The organism is Aeromonas sp. 2HA2 (genome assembly GCF_029237345.1).
Taxonomy (GTDB): Bacteria; Pseudomonadota; Gammaproteobacteria; order Enterobacterales; family Aeromonadaceae; genus Aeromonas; species Aeromonas salmonicida.
In genome coordinates, this window is the sequence record NZ_JAACGB010000008.1 from 140,478 (window position 1) to 157,892 (window position 17,415).

The window sequence follows — 17,415 nt, forward strand, 5'->3', positions numbered from 1 at the left end:
GTAGATCATTTCTTTTCGCAACCCACATAATGAGGCTGCATTGCGTTCTCGCATGAGGCACAATATGGGCCGCGATATTAATTGTCGGACACTATTTGGTGTCTCTTTGTTTGTGAAGGTTTTCCTCAGTGGTAAGGCGATGGGGATCTGGATAAGAGAGCCTGTCTTTTGCTGAAACATTCCCCAGGAGCAACCTTATTACCTGGGGCTGGCTGAAAAATTAAAATAATGAGCAATCTGTTGAGCTGCTTGAGCATATTACCACCGGCATGGAGTGCGGGTGATTTATTGTGCAATTTAATATTAAGACCAGTCCCGATGCGATTTCCGATGTGCAGGAATCCATCATCGAATCGTGTATCAGCGTTTTACTCCGAGTTCTGTCGACTGACTCACGGTAAATTGAGGGGTTGGCAAGAAATCTTGCTATTCAGGTAAACATAACAAAAAAGGATAAGTAATGATTAGGATGCCTATAGCGAGGCCAACTGCGCTGGCGATGGCCATAGCCGTGTCGATGACAGGGTGTGCAACCATCGACAAAAAAGTGGCCGAAAGTGATAGTTGGGTCAGCTGTGTTGGTGGTGGCCTGCTGGGTGCTCTTGCTGGCGCTGCAATTGGTGCAACCCAAGGTGGTAGCGACAAGGTGCTCCTCGGGACCATTGCCGGTGCCGCGGTGGGTTGTGGTGGAGGCCTGTTGTACAAAAACCGAGTTGATCGGTTGCAAAAAATAGCCAAGGAAGAAGGCTTGAAAATGCAGGTGAGAGAGCTGCAATTGGCCACCGCTCAGGAGCAGCAGAAACAGAAGGGGGAATCTACCGCCGTTGGACTTGAAGCGTCCGTAGAGTACGCCCAGATGTTCCCGGTAGGTTCTGCCAACCTGACCACTGAGGGTTACCGGAAAATGACCCGTGTGGCGCAAGAGTTCGCCAGCAAGCGGGAAGATCAGTCCAAGCTCCCCGAGAATCAACGCAGGAAGGTGTTGGTGGTCGGCCATACCGATTCAGCCGGGGCCGCTCAGTTCAATCAGCGCCTCTCTGAGGAACGAGCCCGGGCCATGGGCCAGATATTGGCCGCAGCCGGGGTGCCTCGTAGCGATATCTACTACCAGGGGGCAGGCTCTTCCCGACCGATTGCCAACAACGACAGCGAAGATGGTAGGGCACAGAACCGCCGGGTCGAGTTGGTCGAGGTACAAAATGAGGCCTTGCTGGTCAAGCGTGTTGGTGAGGAACGTGCCAGTCCCAAATATTTGGCTCATGGTACCGGCTCTGCGAGCAAGGCCGCACGGGCTACCACTACCAGTTCCGTGACCAAAAAGGTGGCGAAGGCTGAGACAGTACACGCTAAGTCTGCCAGCGTTGCCGAGTCGACAGCCACTGCTGCGGCGCTCATCAAAGACAAGCAAGCCAATCAACCTCACTTGGATGATGTTCTCCCAGCCAGTGAATCTGTAGCGATCAAATTGGCGGGCAAGGGAACCATCGACTTTGGTGGCCATCTGGTTACCGACAGTTCCTCACCACTGACCGGCAGCATTGCGCCCAAGACCCCCACCTTCTCCATTATCAGTCCGGCTTACGCCAGTGCACCTATCAGTTCTTGCATAGGGGATCTGCCCCGTGTAGAGGGCCAAGTTAAGAATCTGGAGAACGACCAACCGCTGGCGGAGCATTCGACTGAAGAATACTTCCCTGGCCTCAATGGCAAGCCATGGGTCGCCGCCGTGAATGGTCATGTTGCCTCGGTGGGGCCTGTTGCGGTACTGCGTGACGAGGCGAAAGTGGTTAAGCAGCCCGCGATGCAGTTCATCCCGGACTACAAGAAATCCAAAAAGCAGACCGCCAAGATTGAATCGGTCGCCAACACCTATGAAGGGGAGACCCAAATCCTCTATCGGGTGTTTGCCGTCAATCAGGCCACCTCACCTGTGTCGTGCATGGACATTGTGTTCGACAAACGATCTGGTTCTGCGGTTGCAGGCGAAATCTACTATCCGAAGCAGAGTGATGCCTACGTGGCCCAATACCTGCCAAAGCGTCGTTAAGGACTCCAAAAATGATACAAGACATTGTTCATACCCTGTCTGGGATCTGGCAAATCATCATGTTGGTGATCGGTCTGATGGTCGCGGTAGTGACTGCCATCGTCTACTGGTACGAAGTAAAATACTGGCACATGGAAATGCGACTTCGCATGCCGTGGTTTGGCCGAATTGCGGCCTGGGTCAAGAACCCGGGCGAAAACGAGAAGGCGTCCGAGGACAACCCCAATGCGGTAGGTTTCAATCCTGGCGAGAAAGGTGTGTGTGGTGCCTATAATACCTTCTACAAGAAGTATCAGCCCTCGGAAGAGAACTTCAAACGCAACCTGGATTATCTGGGGAAAGCAGACGAGGCTGATCGGTCGGAGAAGGGTTTAGGGATCTGGCTGCTGATGATCGTCCTGATGGTGATTGAAGCATCAGCCTTTGGCTATGCGTTGGCACCGTTTGCCCTCACCATGGCGACCCCCAACACAGCCATTGTTGGCGCTTTCTTCCTGGGTTTAGTCATCTCAATTATTGCCTTGGCTCTGTCCGAGCTTGCAGGCCGTCAGCTCTACCGCAACGGTGTAGTGAGCAAGATCCTCTCCTACGAGTCGATCCGTGATGGTGCAGACATGACCAAGACCCTCAACGCCACCATCGATAATACTTACGACGATGATGGCGATAAACGCTTCCAGCACTTACTGAATCGGATCAATGTGCCGATCGATAAATACGGTCAGCCGCAGCGCCGGTTCTCTATCATTGCCGGGTACGGGGTCTTCATCATAGGGCTGGCAGTCGCTGCGTTCTGGGTTCGTGCCGAAACCCTGAACCAACAGGAAGCATTGTTGGTCGAGAATCCGACTGCCGTCATCCAGAACGCTGATGATTTCCCGGTTGCGTCTGGTGAGGACGACATCCCTCTGCCGACTGACATGGCCGAGTTGTCGGTCAACAGCAGCCAGAAGTCCGCGCAAGACCAGATTGATGCGATCCACCGTGCTTCACTGGTGACCTTTGCTGTGCTGTCAGGCCTGTTCGTCTTTATTCAGTTTACTTCGACCTTCCTTGCATTCAGGCACAGCTTCGCTGGAACGTACTCGCGAGGAGCCTGGGAGATGACTCACAGGTACAACAGTGCCTCAGAGTTTGTAAGAAACCACCAGATCAAAGCTGCCTCCATTGCCCAGGATGCGCAATCCTCTCTGGCGAAGTTGCAGTCGTTGCAGGACAAGGTGTTCAGGGTGAGCGGTAAGACGAAGGACGACCTGAGTCATAACAAGGACAGCCGCACCTTCCTGCGCTACGTGGAAGAGCAGGAGACCATCGAGCATATCAAGAAAAACCGTGAGATCGGCAAGCAAAGTACCGATGTGGTCACCGACTACGTAGCCAAGACCATCAAGGACTTGAAAGAGGCGATAGCCGCGAAGGACAACGAGAGGATTTGGTCGATCACTGATGTTGCCGGGCCTCGGTTCGCCGCGATCAATAATCCTGCACTGATGGCTCAAAAAGCTCAGTTCAACGAATTGGTGACCGTCTTTGGCGCGAGACCCAACGCGCCACAGCCCCAAGCGGTCCCACAGCCCTATCAACCCGCCACGGTTGCTGTCGCACCTGTCTCATCAGTGGCAACGGTAGTTCCAGTGGTTGAAATGGCACAGATAGCCCATGACGTTGACCTTCAACGGCCTCACAGCGAGGAGGTGAAGGTAGCTAGTTTTAATCCGCATGCATGGGGTGATCTCACCCAGTTCGATGAGGACGATATGGAATACGTCGCCAACAAGAAGGGGGCGTTAGTGGAAGATCTTAAACGGGCTCGTCGTCTGCAGCAATTGGACAAGGTGGAAGCGTGATAACTCTGAAACACCTCCTGACTTTGGCAATGTTGCTGCCTGCTGCCGTTATGGCAGCAGACCGCAACGACCTGACCAGTTGCTATCAACAGGCCCGGATCACCGAGTTCAAGCCCGAGCCCTCGGGTCGCATGTTGTCGGTGGTGGTGGATCAGACCACTCCGCTCACGCGGGATCTGCAGCGCACCGCCTGGGAGCATATCAAGCGATTCCTGCAGCCGGGCGATCAGTTGCGGCTGTACTCTTTCTCCGCCTATCTGGAAGGCCACTACATGCAGCTCAAATATGCAGGACTGCTGGAGAAAGGACTTGACCAATCGACAGTGGGTGATGTGCCTATAATGAGCGCCAAGAAGCTCGACCAATGCCTCGCTACCCAGCCGAAGCAGATGTTACAGCAGTTTGGCCAGCGGTTCGCGCAGACCATGGGAAAATCCTCCACCGATATCCCGCGCAGCGAGATCCTGTTTAGCCTCAAGGCGGTAGGCGACGATATCCGGGCTGCGGAGGGAGTGAAGGATAATGTTGTTTTACTGATGTCTGACATGCTGGAGCACAGCGACTTTGGCAGCTTCTATCAGTCTCGAGGGATTCGTGACATTCAGCCTGATATCGAGATGAGCAAGGTTGAGAAGGCCAATCTGGTCGCTGACTTCAATGGTGCGCGGGTCTATGTGCATGGGGCGGCCTTCGTGCCTACCGATGCCAAGAACGGCTACCGCAGTGGCAAGATGATCCAACATCTTGAAACCTTCTGGGGCCAATATTTCAGCAAGTCCAACGGGCAGTTGGTTGCATTTGGTCATCCTGAGCTCACTGTCTCGGTCCAGTAAAGGTCTTACAACGATTTTAAACAGCCAAGTGAGTAGAGATAAAAAGCACCGCCGTTATGGTGGTGCTTTTATTTTTCATGATTTTGTCTGTTCTCATGACAAGTACAAAAACTAGCGGACACACGGTCAGCCCTCACCTATGCCATCTGATTTCGGCTCTTATATCAGACAAAGAATGCATTTAGTTGGTGGGTAAAAATGTGCAAAGTGTGCAAACCCGCCTCACTCACAGCAAACTAGAGATAACTCAAACCCTCTTGATTCAAGGTATTACGAGTCGTACTATCCTTATGAAACCGCAGTTTCTGGATTCAAAATCCGCCGATGAATAATCGTGTCGGTTCGAGTCCGACCCCGGGCACCATTAGAATTCAATGACGTAAGGCCACCCAAGCGGGTGGCCTTACGTTTTTTCAGTGTCTGAACATTGTGTTATGGCGTCAAAGTGGCGGCATGCTCATGATTGTGCCCTGTCAGATCCAAGCCAATAGCAAAGACCACCCTTGCTGATGGCCTTGGATATTGCGTCACTGCTTGCCTCTCTTCACTGCTTTCTCTCTGTGTCTGCATTCATCACTGGCGCTAGCCAGGTATATCCCGTTGTCACCTGCGGTTTTGTCGTCACCGGTCTGTCATCAGCTCTGGTTTATGCTCTGCTCTATTTCGGTGCGAGCGGGCTACCCTGCACAGCATAAGTGCGCCCTTGCTCCCATGCTGACGTACCTTGTGATCAACTCTGGTGCATTGCTCAGCCTGTATGAGCACAAGATATTGATCTTAAATGATTTAGTGAGTTGGCCTGTTTTATGCTTTGAGATTGCCATGATGCTGGACAAGTCGATGCACTGCCGAGTAACAGTGGTGCAACAAAGTGAATTCAGTGTGTGACGCGACTCATGGATTCGATATTCATATCAGGAAATGGACCCGGACTGGTGCCGGGACGACAGGGAAGGAGAAGGCAGTATGCTCAAGAGACTCGTGATGACAGGCTGGTTGGCGCTTGCCGCCTTGCTGGCCAGCCCCAGTTGGGCTGAAGAGCTGGTGGCCGCATCGGTCGATGTTGTACAGGCAGCGGCGCCAGTGGTGGCTGCCGTGACCATCAACAAGGGTGACAATACCTGGATGCTGCTCTCTGCAGCCTTGGTGATCCTGATGTCGATCCCCGGGTTGGCGTTGTTTTATGGCGGTCTGGTACGTAGCAAGAACATGTTGAGCGTACTGATGCAGGTGTTCACCCTGTTCTCGCTCATCTGCGTGCTGTGGGTGATCTACGGTTATTCACTGGCCTTTACCGAGGGCACCAGCCTTTACGGTTCTTTCAGCAAGGTGCTGCTCAAGGGGGTAACCCCTGATTCCATCGCGGCCACTTTCAGCAAAGGCGTCGGTATCAGCGAGTTTATCTATGTGGTGTTTCAAGGGGCTTTCGCGGCCATTACCTGCGGCCTCATCGTGGGGGCCTTCGCCGAACGCATCAAGTTCGCCGCCGTCTTGCTGTTCTCGGTGATCTGGTTCACCTTCGCCTACATACCGCTGGCCCACATGGTGTGGTACTGGGCTGGCCCGGATGCCTATACCACGGTTGATGCTGCAGCCGCAGCAACGGCGACGGCCGGTTATCTGTTCCAGCATGGTGCACTGGATTTTGCCGGTGGCACAGTGGTGCACATCAACGCCGCCGTAGCCGGTCTGGTGGGGGCTTATCTGGTGGGCAAGCGTCTGGGTTACGGTCGTGATCCCATGACACCGCACAGCCTCACCATGACCATGATAGGTGCCTCCCTGCTCTGGTTTGGCTGGTTCGGGTTCAACGCAGGCTCCGCACTGGAAGCCAATGGCACCGCCGCGCTGGCCTTTATCAACACCTGGGTGGCCCCGGCCGCCGCTGCGCTCTCCTGGACCTTGGCCGAGTGGGTGATGAAGGGGCGTCCCTCCTTGCTGGGCGCAGCCTCAGGTGCCGTCTCAGGTCTGGTGGTGATCACCCCGGCGGCCGGTTTTGTCGGTGTGGGTGGTGGCCTGGTGATGGGCCTGATGGGTGGCGTGGCGGGGTTGTGGGGAGTTCACGGTCTCAAACGCTTGCTTGGCGCCGATGACAGTCTTGACGTGTTTGGTGTGCATGGTGTGTGCGGCATTCTCGGTGCCCTGCTGACCGGCGTCTTCGCCAGCCCGGATCTGGGTGGTACTGGGGTGTGGGACTATGTCACCAACCAGGTTGCGGAGGGTTACTCCATCCTGACTCAGGTGAAGATCCAGGCTATCGGGGTTGGAGTCACCATCCTCTGGTCCGGTGTTATCTCTGTGGTGGCTTTCAAGCTGGTGGATCTGATGGTCGGTCTGCGAGTCAAAGAAGATGCGGAGCGTGAAGGGCTGGATGTCACCACCCACGGTGAGAAAGCCTATAGCCTGTAACCCAGTCGTGGCCCTGTGCCAATAAGAGTGCGCCGCCGGTTATGCCAGCGGCTTTTTTATGTCTGCAAAAGTAGAGTGCGCTTTACCCAACCTTTTATGCCTGCAATTTGGGCAGATCTCCGCTAAACTCTGCCACCCTTAATGGGCTTGCCCCATTTTCCCCATCATTTTCTATGCCTTTGGAGCCGCTCATGCCGTTAGTGGGACATCAACACCAGATCGAGATCCTGGAACTGACTGACAAGGGAGATGGCAAAGGACGCCTGTTCGACCGCCCCCTGTTCGTCGAGGGTCTGCTGCCCGGTGAGCAGGCGCTGGTGGAGCTGACCGAGGTCAAGCCGAACTATCTGCACGGCAAGGTCACCGAGCTGCTCCAGCCCTCTGCCGATCGGGTCGCCGACTTTTGCCCCAACACAGAGTGCGGTGGTTGTCAGGTACGCCCGCTGGCCTATCCGGCCCAGCTCAAGCTCAAGCAGGCTCTGGTGCAGAGCGCACTGGAGCAGGCCGGGTTGGGTAACACCACAGTCAACCCCATCCTCGGCATGGAGAGCCCGTTCGCCTATCGCAACAAGGCCCAATACGCGGTGCGTGGCTGCGAAGCCGGTGCCGAGATCGGCTTTTATCGCAAGCACTCTCACGATCTCATCACCGCCGACGATTGCGCTGTGCAGGACTCGTTGCACGTGGAGCTCAATGCCCGTGTGCGCAACTGGATGCGCGAGCATGACATCGCGGCCTATGACGAGGTGAACCACACTGGCTGCGTGCGCAACCTGATGACCCGCAAGGGTTTCAAGAGCGGTGAGCTGATGGTGGTGTTGGTGACCCTGGGTGAAGCGCTGCCATTCGAAGCGGAGCTGCTGGCTACCCTGAGCGATCTGCCCATCACCACCCTGGTGCAGAACATCAACGATGAGCGCACCAACCGCATTCTGGGGGCCAACAACCGGGTGCTGCTGGGGGAAGGGGTGATCCGCGACAAGATCCATGAACTCGAGTTCGAGATCTCGCCGCTCTCCTTCTTCCAGAACAACCCGACCCAGACTGACGTGCTCTACTCCAGCGCCCTCGAGTATGCCGAGCTGACCGGCAACGAGACTGTATTCGACATCTATTGCGGTATCGGCACCATCTCCCTCTTCCTGGCTGGCAAGGCCGCCAAGGTGGTGGGGATAGAATCGGTCGAGAGCGCCATCAGCGATGCCCGTCGCAACGCGGCCCTCAACGGCATAGAGCACACCGAATTCCATGTGGGCAAGGCCGAGCAGCTGATGCCCGAGCTGTACGCCCAGGGCGTGACCGCCGATGTGGTGGTGATGGATCCGCCCCGCAAGGGTTGTGACAAGGCGGTACTGCAGACTCTGGTCGCCATGGCACCGCGTCGTCTGGTCTATGTCTCCTGCAACCCGCAGACTCTGGCCCGCGACCTCGCCTGGTTGGTCAAGCAGGGCTTCGTGCTGGATGAGGTGCAGCCGGTAGACATGTTCCCTCACTCCATGCACGTTGAAGCGGTTGCCAGACTCAGTCTGCCTGCCGGCAACTGATCTGCCGGTATCGCCATTGATTGAACTGGCCAGATGACTCTGATAAAAACGACTCCAAATGGAGTCGTTTTTTTATGACTGTGATCCGGCGCAACAGCCAAACAGGGAGGGGGAGCATGACGATTCGTCTGGCAAACGTGGAGGATGCGGCGGCGCTGGATCACTTCTTTCAGCAGCTGGATCGGGAGACCCGCTTCATGCTGTATGAGGCAGGGGAGCGCCCCTCCGATGTCGAGGGACAGCGCCAGCGTCTGGCGGCTATGCAGGCCAGCCTCAATCAGCGGATGTTGCTGCTGAGCCAGGGCGGTGAGGTGCAGGGTTTTGCCGTCCTGTTGGGAGGGAACATGCATCGCAATCGCCATTGTGGACTGGTGGTGATGGGGCTGCGGCCGAGTGCGCGCGGTCAGGGCTGGGGAGAGCGGTTACTGCGCACGCTTATTGAGGCGGCCAGCGATCTGGGTATCAACCGGCTGGAGCTGGGTGTCATGGCCCATAACGAGGTGGCTCATTCACTCTACCGCAAGTGTGGTTTCAGGGATGAGGGGTTGCGGCGGCAGGCGTATCGGCTGGACGAGGGCTATGTCGACGAGATCAGCATGGGGCTGCTGTTGCCGTCCGAAGCGCCATGATGCCGTTGGCCCGATTGTGCTTGGCCGGTATGAGGCAATGGAGCAGGGTATAGAACCGCTTTATAGCAACCCCAAGGAGCAGACGATGAAAGGTGTCTTGTTACGCTGGTTGGCCCGTTACGATGGCTGGTGTCAGGAGTGGGGACTCACCCCGGAGAACCGGCGCTGCTGCATGCCGGTTCGTTATGATGAAGATGAGACAAAGAAGGCTGAGCCAGAGTGCGATGCAGAGTCTCTCAATCAAAATTGCGAGTCACGGCCCCGGTAACGCTGTTGTAGTCGAAGGAGAGGCCATCCGGATAGGCCGGGAAGCGGTCGATGGAGGCGCGCAGGATATAGCGGCAGTTGCTGTGACTGAGTCCGTTATCGGCCTGATCCGGCACATTGAGCTCTTGCGAGATGTAATGGGTGTCAGCGCTCTTCTTGCCCTGGTCAGCCACGGTTTGATCGGTGTCCAGTATGGCGGTGAAAAGGGACTCGCAATCATCCGGACTGCTGACGGAGATCTGATCACTGTCGCCACCCGGGAAAATGGTATCGGGGCTCTGGCCTCCCTGGTCTTCCTTGGTGCCCACCGGCCAGCCAAACCGGTTGATATCGAGATCCTGCTTACCCATGCCGCTAAAGTTATAGAGTGCCAGCGGCTCCCCTTTCGTCTTGACCGCCCAGCCAGCGTGGGCCAGTTGCACCGCACCGGCAAAGCTGGCTGAGGTGGTGGAGACAGTGCTCTTGAGCGCATCATCCTTGATATTGATGAAGCGGGGCAGGGCGGTGACGGCCAGGATCCCCAGCACTATGATGACCAGCACCAGTTCAATCAGGGTAAAGCCAAGGTTCGAGCGTTTCATTATTGAGTAGACCCATCAAATACGACAAACAGGTGAAAGTGACATGCAACTGATCGACACCCATTGCCATCTCGACTTTCCGGTCTTCGATCCCGACCGGGCGGCGCTGCTGGCCGAGTGCCGGCAGCTGGGGGTCGGCGAGTATATCATTCCCGCCGTGGGGGAGGAAAACTGGGCCCGGGTGATGGCGCTGAGCGAACAGCATGCGGGCATTGCCTATGGACTGGGTATTCATCCCTGGTACGTGGGCGCCCAGACGCCAGGGGTATTGACCCGGTTGCAAGGATTGCTGGCTGCCCGGCCTCGCGGTCTGGTGGCGGTTGGGGAATGCGGGCTGGATCTGCGCTCCCATGTGCCGCAGGAGGGGCAGCTTGAACTGTTCGAGGCGCAGATCAGGCTGGCCATGGATCATGAGCTGCCACTGATTATCCACTCGGTGCGGGCCAATGATACGGTCGCGAAAATATTGCGCCGCTTCAAACCGGCCAGAGGCGGCGTCATTCATGCCTTTAGCGGTTCGCTGCAACAAGGACAGGCATTCTGGCAATTGGGGTTTCGATTGGGGGTCGGAGGAGTGATCAGCTTTGGTCGGGCCAACAAGACACGAGAGGCGATCCGCGATCTGCCGCTGGAAGCCTTGCTGCTGGAGACGGACGCGCCGGACATGCCGTTGCAAGGGCTGCAGGGGCGACCAAACACCCCCGCCAACTTGCCAAAAATTGCGCAACTATTGGCCGAGTTGCGGCAACAGCCATTGTCTCATGTTGCTTCGGTGTTACATGAATCCACTTTGCGTGCTTTCCAGATCGAAAGAGGGTTTGGCAACATTTGATTAACGTCAGGTTGCGTTGTGCTGAAAGTTGCAGGGAGTAAAAATCGTTTGCGGTCTAATTTGGCGACCTCCAGCGTATTTCATGCTTATAAAATGTGACCAGCATTCTACTTTGTCTTCCTGTAATTAGTATAATGCGCACCCTTGATTGACAGCAGAAACACACAAGTTGTTAACAAGCTGGAAGGTGCTACTAAAGAGGAAGTGTTAATAATGAATTTGATAATGGGTCTGGTGGGGATGGCAACGCTCATCCTTATCGCGGTGCTGTTCTCCAGCAACCGCAAGGCAATAAGAATTCGCACCGTGGCCGGTGCCTTCGCAATCCAGGCTGGTCTGGGTGCATTTGTACTGTATGTCCCTGTGGGTCGCGATATTCTGGTGGGTGTATCTGATGCCGTTTCCAGCGTCATCGGTTATGGCCAGAATGGTATCGACTTCCTGTTCGGTGGCCTGGTCAGCAACAAGATGTTTGAAGTGTTCGGTGGCGGCGGCTTTATCTTTGCCTTCCGCGTTCTGCCCGTCATCATCTTCTTCTCTTCCCTGATCGCAGTTCTTTATTATCTGGGCATCATGCAGTGGGTGATCAAGCTGCTGGGTGGTGGCCTGCAAAAAGTACTGGGCACTTCCCGTACAGAATCCCTCTCTGCGACTGCCAACATCTTCGTTGGTCAGACTGAAGCGCCGCTGGTTGTGCGTCCTTTCATCTCCAAGATGACTGACTCCGAGCTGTTCGCCGTCATGTGTGGTGGTCTGGCCTCCGTTGCCGGTTCCGTGCTGGCAGGTTACGCCTCCATGGGCGTCAAGATGGAATACCTGATTGCCGCCTCCTTCATGGCCGCGCCGGGTGGTCTCCTGTTCGCCAAGCTGCTGGTGCCGGAGACCGAATCCCCCAGCTATGACGAAAACTCTGCTGAAGGCGATCTGGAAGACAAGCCTGCCAACGTGATCGATGCCGCCGCTGCCGGTGCATCCGCCGGTCTGCAACTGGCTCTGAACGTAGGTGCCATGCTGCTGGCCTTCATCGGCCTCATCGCCATGATCAACGGTATCTTCTCTGGTGTGGGTGGTTGGTTCGGCATGCCGGAGCTTTCTCTGGAACTGCTGCTGGGCTGGTTGTTCTCCCCGCTGGCCTTCCTGATCGGTGTACCCTGGAGCGAAGCCGTGGTTGCCGGTTCCTTCATCGGCCAGAAACTGGTGGTGAACGAATTCGTGGCTTACCTGAACTTTGCCCCGTATCTGAAGGATGAAGTACTGATCAACGGTGTGGCCATGTCAGAGCACACCAAGGCCATCATCTCCTTCTCCCTGTGCGGCTTTGCCAACCTGTCCTCCGTTGCCATCCTGCTGGGTGGTCTGGGATCAATGGCACCGAACCGTCGCAGCACCATTGCCAAGTTTGGTCTGAAAGCCGTACTGGCTGGCTCTCTGTCCAACCTGATGTCTGCCACTATCGCAGGCTTCTTCCTGGCACTGACTGCCATGTAATATTTGCCTGACACACAGGTAAAGACGAACGCCACAGCGAAATGCTGTGGCGTTCGCGTTTGGGGCGGTGACAACCGTTTTCCTTTCTAAACTAATAATAAAATGAGTCAAATCGGAGGTTATATGAATGAAGTGCTACTGGCGATGGCGGCCGGCTTTATCGTTGGCTTGTTGTTTTCTTTCCTCAAATTGCCGATCCCTGCACCACCCGTCCTGTCCGGGGTGATGGGGATCGTTGGAGTCTATCTTGGGGGCATTGCTTACTCCTGGGTACTCACACGTTTCTTCTCTTGACGCACTTTCCAGTACCGGATTTGCCAGATGTGAGGTACCTCTGAAATTGGCAAATCCGGCTTGCAAACACGGGGTATCTCGGCTGAAATAGGCATTGCCAGCAGGGTGCTGGCATTGACTAATGCCCGATCAAGTCGGGTGTTGGCGGTCAAATGGAATTGATTGGGAAGTCGGGTCAGAAGTCGTCGGCCTTTCTCAAGTCTTCATGGAACCAAGTCCGCACTTTTGTAAGAAAGTGACAGGGCTCTTGCCTTATTTACAGTCGTAGTGCCTGCATGGTGCCTGTGCATTCGCGCTGTAATTCCATTCCCGTATCCTGGGAAGTCGTGTCTTGCTGGTTGCGTTGCGACAAGCAGACGCTCGCCCTTGAGATCTGGATTAAATCGAGACTTTGGAGAATAGAATGACTGATCTGAAACTGGCCGCCCAACGCGCCCTGAACCTGATGGACCTGACCACCCTGAACGATGATGACACCGATCAGAAGGTTGTCGACCTGTGCCGCAAGGCCAAGTCACCGGCTGGCCTGACCGCCGCTGTCTGCATTTATCCCCGTTTCATCCCCATCGCTCGCAAAACTCTGCGTGAAATCGGTGCCGCCGACGTGCGCATTGCGACTGTGACCAACTTCCCTCATGGCAACGATGACATCGAGATCGCCGTGGCCGAGACCCGCGCCGCCGTCGCCTACGGTGCCGATGAGGTGGACGTGGTATTCCCGTACCGCGCCTTCATGGCTGGCAATGAACAGGTTGGCTTCGATCTGGTCAAAGCTTGTAAGGAAGCCTGTGGCGACAAGGCGCTGCTGAAAGTGATCATCGAGACCGGCGAGCTGAAGGAAGAAGCACTGATCCGTCGTGCTTCCGAGATCTGTATCGATGCCGGTGCCGATTTCATCAAGACCTCCACCGGTAAAGTGCCGGTCAATGCGACCCCGGAAGCGGCCCGCATCATGATGGAAGTGATCAAGGCCAAGAACCCGAAAGTCGGCTTCAAGCCAGCGGGTGGCGTGAAGGATGCAGCCGTTGCCGGTCAGTATCTGGCTATGGCTGAAGAAATCCTGGGCAAGGACTGGGTATCCGCCCGCACCTTCCGCTTTGGTGCATCCAGCCTGTTGGCCAGCTTGCTGGCCACGCTGGGGCATGGCGACAAGCCTGCCAACACCAGCGGTTACTAAGTTGATGAGAGGGCGAGCGCGGCTCGCCCTGTTATGCCCCCGCCAGATGGCGTGCGGGCAGGGATAACGGCTTAGGTAACGCCAGCAATGGCGGAGGGAATGAAAGATGTTTTTGCCTCAAGAAATTATTCGCAAGAAGCGCAACGGTGAAGCGCTCAGTACCCAAGAGATTCAATTCTTCGTTCAGGGCATTACCAACAACACCATAGGCGAGGGCCAGATTGCGGCGCTGGCGATGGCGGTTTACTTCAAGGACATGACCATGGATGAGCGGGTCGCCCTGACCTGCGCCATGCGTGATTCCGGCATGGTATTGAACTGGGAGCACCTCAATCTGGGGGGGCCCATTGTCGACAAGCACTCCACCGGTGGCGTGGGTGATGTAGTCTCCCTGATGCTGGGCCCCATGGTCGCTGCCTGCGGTGGTTTCGTGCCCATGATCTCCGGCCGCGGTCTGGGTCATACCGGTGGTACTCTGGACAAGCTGGATGCCATTCCCGGCTACCAGACCTCGGTCGACAACGATCGTTTCCTGAAAGTAGTGAAAGAGGCGGGTGTGGCCATCATAGGCCAGACCGGCGATCTGGCGCCCGCCGACAAGCGCATCTATGCGGTACGCGACATCACGGCGACCGTTGAATCCATCGCCATGATCACCGGCTCCATCCTCTCCAAGAAGCTTGCCTCCGGGCTGGAAGCGCTGGTGATGGACGTCAAGGTGGGGTCAGGCGCCTTCATGCCGACCTTTGAAGTGTCCGAAGAGCTGGCCAAGAGCATAGTGGCCGTGGCCAACGGGGCTGGCTGCCGCACTTCAGCGCTCTTGACCGACATGAACCAGGTGCTGGCCTCCAGCGCCGGTAACGGGGTGGAAGTGCGTGAAGCGGTGCGTTATCTGACCGGTGAATATCGCAACCCGCGCATTCACGAAGTCACCATGAGCCTGTGTGCCGAGATGCTGATCTCTGCCCATCTGGCCAGCGACGACGCCGATGCTCGCCGCAAACTGCAGGCGGTGCTGGACAACGGCAAAGCGGCCGAGATCTTCGGGCGCATGGTGACCGGCCTCGGTGGTCCGTCCGATTTCATGGAACGTTATGACAGTCACTTGCCTAAGGCTGCTATTGTGCGCCCTGTGTATGCTGCCAATGCCGGCTTCGTGACCGCCATGGATACCCGCGAACTGGGTCTGGCCGTGGTTGCCATGGGTGGCGGTCGCCGCGCGGCGGGTGACATGCTCGATTACGCCGTCGGTCTGACCGACTTTATCCGACTGGGTCAAAGCGTCGATGCTGACAAGCCGCTCGCGCTGATCCACGCTCAAACTGAAGATCAATTTGCTCAGGCTGCCAGCATGGTGCAGGCAGCTGTCAAGATCGGTGATACCCAGCCCCAGGCGTTGCCTGAGGTTTACCGTCGCATCGGTCTGGCTGATTTGTAACAAGGGAAAACCCATGAAACGTACCTTTATTCTGATGATGGACTCTTTCGGTATTGGCGCTGCTGCCGATGCCGACAAGTTCGGAGATGTGGGCGCCAACACCCTTGGCCATATCGCCAAGGCCTGCGCGGCGGGTGACATTGAAGGCCGTGGCGCCCTCAATCTGCCGAACCTGAACAAGCTGGGTCTGGGCCATGCGGGCGAACTCGCTTCCGGCTACTTCCCGGAAGGGTTGAAGAAGGATATCGAGGTTGTCGGTGCCTACGGTTTCGCTCAGGAGCTCTCTTCCGGCAAGGACACACCGTCCGGCCACTGGGAGATTGCAGGTGTGCCCGTGCTGTTCGAGTGGGGCTACTTCAAGGATCACCACAACAGCTTCCCGCAGGAGCTGCTGGACGCCATCGTCGAGAAGGCTGGGCTGTCGGGCTATCTCGGCAACTGCCATGCCTCCGGTACCCAGGTGCTGGATGACCTTGGCGAAGAGCACATGCGCACCGGCAAGCCGATCCTCTACACCTCTGCCGACTCCGTGTTCCAGATCGCCTGTCATGAAGAGACCTATGGCCTCGAGAAGCTCTATGAGCTGTGCCACATAGTGCGCGAGCTGCTTGAGCCCTACAACATAGGCCGCGTCATTGCGCGTCCGTTCGTGGGCAGCGGCAAGGGCAACTTCAAGCGTACCGGCAACCGTCACGACTACTCTGTGCTGCCGCCGGCGCCGACAGTGCTGGATTACATGAAAGAAGCGGGTGGCCAGGTGGTCTCCATCGGCAAGATCGCCGACATCTATGCCAACCAGGGCATCACCAAGCAGGTGAAGGGCACGGGTCTGACCGAGCTGTGGGACAGAACCCTGGAAGAGGTGAAAGCGGCCGGTGACAACACCATCGTCTTCACCAACTTCGTCGACTTCGACTCCTCCTACGGTCACCGTCGTGACGTGAAAGGCTACGCCGATGCACTGGAGTACTTCGACTCCCGTCTGCCGGAGCTGTTCGAGATACTGCAGGACGGCGATGTGGTGGTGCTGACCGCCGACCACGGCTGCGATCCGACCTGGGGTGGCACGGATCACACCCGTGAATACATCCCCGTGCTGTTCTTCGGCAAGCCGGTCAAGGCGGGTTCCGTCGGTCGTCGCGAGACCTTTGCCGACATCGGCCAGAGCATAGCGGCCTACCACGGTTTGCCGAAATTGGAATACGGTACCAGCTTCCTGTAATTTACCCGCCCGTCACTCAGGTGGCGGGCAACCAATAAAGACAATAAAACTCAACCTAGTGTGAAGGAATCAAGAGAATGGCAACTCCTCATATCAATGCGAAAGATGGCGCCTTTGCTGATACCGTACTGATGCCGGGTGATCCCCTGCGCGCCAAGTACATCGCCGAAACCTTCCTGGAGAACGTCGAGCAGGTGTGTGACGTGCGCAGCATGCTCGGCTTTACCGGCACCTACAAGGGTCGTCGCATCTCCGTCATGGGCCACGGCATGGGCATTCCGTCCTGTTCCATCTACGCCAAAGAGCTGATCACCGACTACGGTGTGAAGACCCTGATCCGCGTGGGTTCCTGTGGTGCCGTGCGTGAAGACGTGAAACTGCGCGATGTAGTGATCGGCATGGGTGCCTGCACCGATTCCAAGGTCAACCGTCTGCGCTTCAAGGATCACGACTTCGCTGCCATCGCCGACTTCGACCTGGTCGCCAATGCAGTGCAAGCCGCCAAGAACAAGGGCGTACCGGTGCGCGTGGGTAACATCTTCTCCGCCGACCTGTTCTATACCCCGGATCCCTCCATGTTCGACGTCATGGAAAAATACGGCATCCTGGGTGTCGAGATGGAAGCTGCCGGTATCTACGGCGTGGCCGCAGAGTACGGTGCCAAGGCACTGACCATCTGCACCGTCTCCGACCATATCCGTACCGGCGAGCAGACCACCTCCGAAGAGCGTCAGCTGACCTTCAACGACATGATCGAAATCGCGCTGGACTCCGTCCTGCTGGGCGACAAGTAATCCCCATTCACAT

14 protein-coding genes are annotated in these 17,415 nt (G+C 56.5%); 13 read left to right on the forward strand and 1 reads right to left on the reverse strand.

What is annotated here, in order from left to right:
* Positions 1-460 precede the first annotated feature (460 nt).
* The 6 genes from GWQ29_RS12560 (at position 461) to GWQ29_RS12585 (ending at position 9,309) form a co-directional block, all read left to right on the forward strand.
* Entirely contained in the window at positions 461-2,047 is a 1,587-nt protein-coding gene (locus tag GWQ29_RS12560; RefSeq protein ID WP_275919558.1) for an OmpA family protein, read from the forward strand.
* An 11-nt stretch (positions 2,048-2,058) separates the two neighbouring features.
* Positions 2,059-3,894, forward strand: coding sequence for a hypothetical protein (locus tag GWQ29_RS12565; RefSeq protein WP_275919559.1), 1,836 nt, complete (start codon positions 2,059-2,061; stop codon positions 3,892-3,894).
* A 50-nt stretch (positions 3,895-3,944) separates the two neighbouring features.
* Positions 3,945-4,727: a hypothetical protein gene (locus GWQ29_RS12570; protein ID WP_275919560.1), complete on the forward strand. Its 783-nt coding sequence runs from the start codon at positions 3,945-3,947 to the stop codon at positions 4,725-4,727.
* A gap of 966 nt (positions 4,728-5,693) precedes the next feature.
* Positions 5,694-7,136: an ammonium transporter gene (gene amt / locus GWQ29_RS12575; protein WP_275919561.1), complete on the forward strand. Its 1,443-nt coding sequence runs from the start codon at positions 5,694-5,696 to the stop codon at positions 7,134-7,136.
* A gap of 191 nt (positions 7,137-7,327) precedes the next feature.
* Positions 7,328-8,680 carry a 23S rRNA (uracil(1939)-C(5))-methyltransferase RlmD gene (gene rlmD, locus GWQ29_RS12580; RefSeq protein WP_275919562.1) on the forward strand — a complete coding sequence of 451 codons (1,353 nt, stop codon included), beginning with the start codon at positions 7,328-7,330 and terminating at the stop codon, positions 8,678-8,680.
* 74 nt (positions 8,681-8,754) lie between these two features.
* Complete coding sequence (locus tag GWQ29_RS12585) at positions 8,755-9,309, forward strand: GNAT family N-acetyltransferase (RefSeq protein WP_275919563.1); 555 nt, start codon at positions 8,755-8,757, stop codon at positions 9,307-9,309.
* Between the two features lie 236 nt (positions 9,310-9,545).
* Here GWQ29_RS12585 and tppF read toward each other — a convergent pair whose 3' ends face one another.
* Positions 9,546-10,160 carry a type IVa pilus pseudopilin TppF gene (tppF, locus tag GWQ29_RS12590; RefSeq protein ID WP_275919583.1) on the reverse strand — a complete coding sequence of 205 codons (615 nt, stop codon included), beginning with the start codon at positions 10,158-10,160 and terminating at the stop codon, positions 9,546-9,548.
* A 40-nt stretch (positions 10,161-10,200) separates the two neighbouring features.
* On the opposite strand from tppF, the gene GWQ29_RS12595 reads away from it, so the two are divergent.
* The 7 genes from GWQ29_RS12595 to deoD all read left to right on the forward strand — a co-directional run bounded on the left by GWQ29_RS12595 (position 10,201) and on the right by deoD (position 17,402).
* The gene (locus tag GWQ29_RS12595; protein WP_275919564.1) at positions 10,201-10,989 is read left to right on the forward strand and encodes a TatD family hydrolase; all 789 of its coding nucleotides are present in this window, start codon (positions 10,201-10,203) and stop codon (positions 10,987-10,989) included.
* Between the two features lie 213 nt (positions 10,990-11,202).
* Positions 11,203-12,477 carry a NupC/NupG family nucleoside CNT transporter gene (locus tag GWQ29_RS12600; protein ID WP_021140884.1) on the forward strand — a complete coding sequence of 425 codons (1,275 nt, stop codon included), beginning with the start codon at positions 11,203-11,205 and terminating at the stop codon, positions 12,475-12,477.
* Between the two features lie 123 nt (positions 12,478-12,600).
* Positions 12,601-12,771 carry a DUF1427 family protein gene (locus GWQ29_RS12605; RefSeq protein ID WP_005320410.1) on the forward strand — a complete coding sequence of 57 codons (171 nt, stop codon included), beginning with the start codon at positions 12,601-12,603 and terminating at the stop codon, positions 12,769-12,771.
* A 403-nt stretch (positions 12,772-13,174) separates the two neighbouring features.
* Positions 13,175-13,948, forward strand: a complete 774-nt coding sequence (deoC, locus tag GWQ29_RS12610; RefSeq protein ID WP_059112476.1) for a deoxyribose-phosphate aldolase — start codon at positions 13,175-13,177, stop codon at positions 13,946-13,948.
* A 106-nt stretch (positions 13,949-14,054) separates the two neighbouring features.
* The gene (deoA, locus tag GWQ29_RS12615; protein ID WP_275919565.1) at positions 14,055-15,386 is read left to right on the forward strand and encodes a thymidine phosphorylase; all 1,332 of its coding nucleotides are present in this window, start codon (positions 14,055-14,057) and stop codon (positions 15,384-15,386) included.
* Positions 15,387-15,399: 13 nt separating this feature from the next.
* A complete protein-coding gene (locus GWQ29_RS12620; RefSeq protein ID WP_021140886.1) occupies positions 15,400-16,608 on the forward strand; it encodes a phosphopentomutase in 1,209 nt (402 codons plus the stop codon).
* A gap of 77 nt (positions 16,609-16,685) precedes the next feature.
* On the forward strand, positions 16,686-17,402 hold the full coding sequence (gene deoD / locus GWQ29_RS12625; RefSeq protein WP_005320418.1) for a purine-nucleoside phosphorylase: 717 nt from the start codon (positions 16,686-16,688) through the stop codon (positions 17,400-17,402).
* The last annotated feature ends 13 nt before the right edge of the window (positions 17,403-17,415 follow it).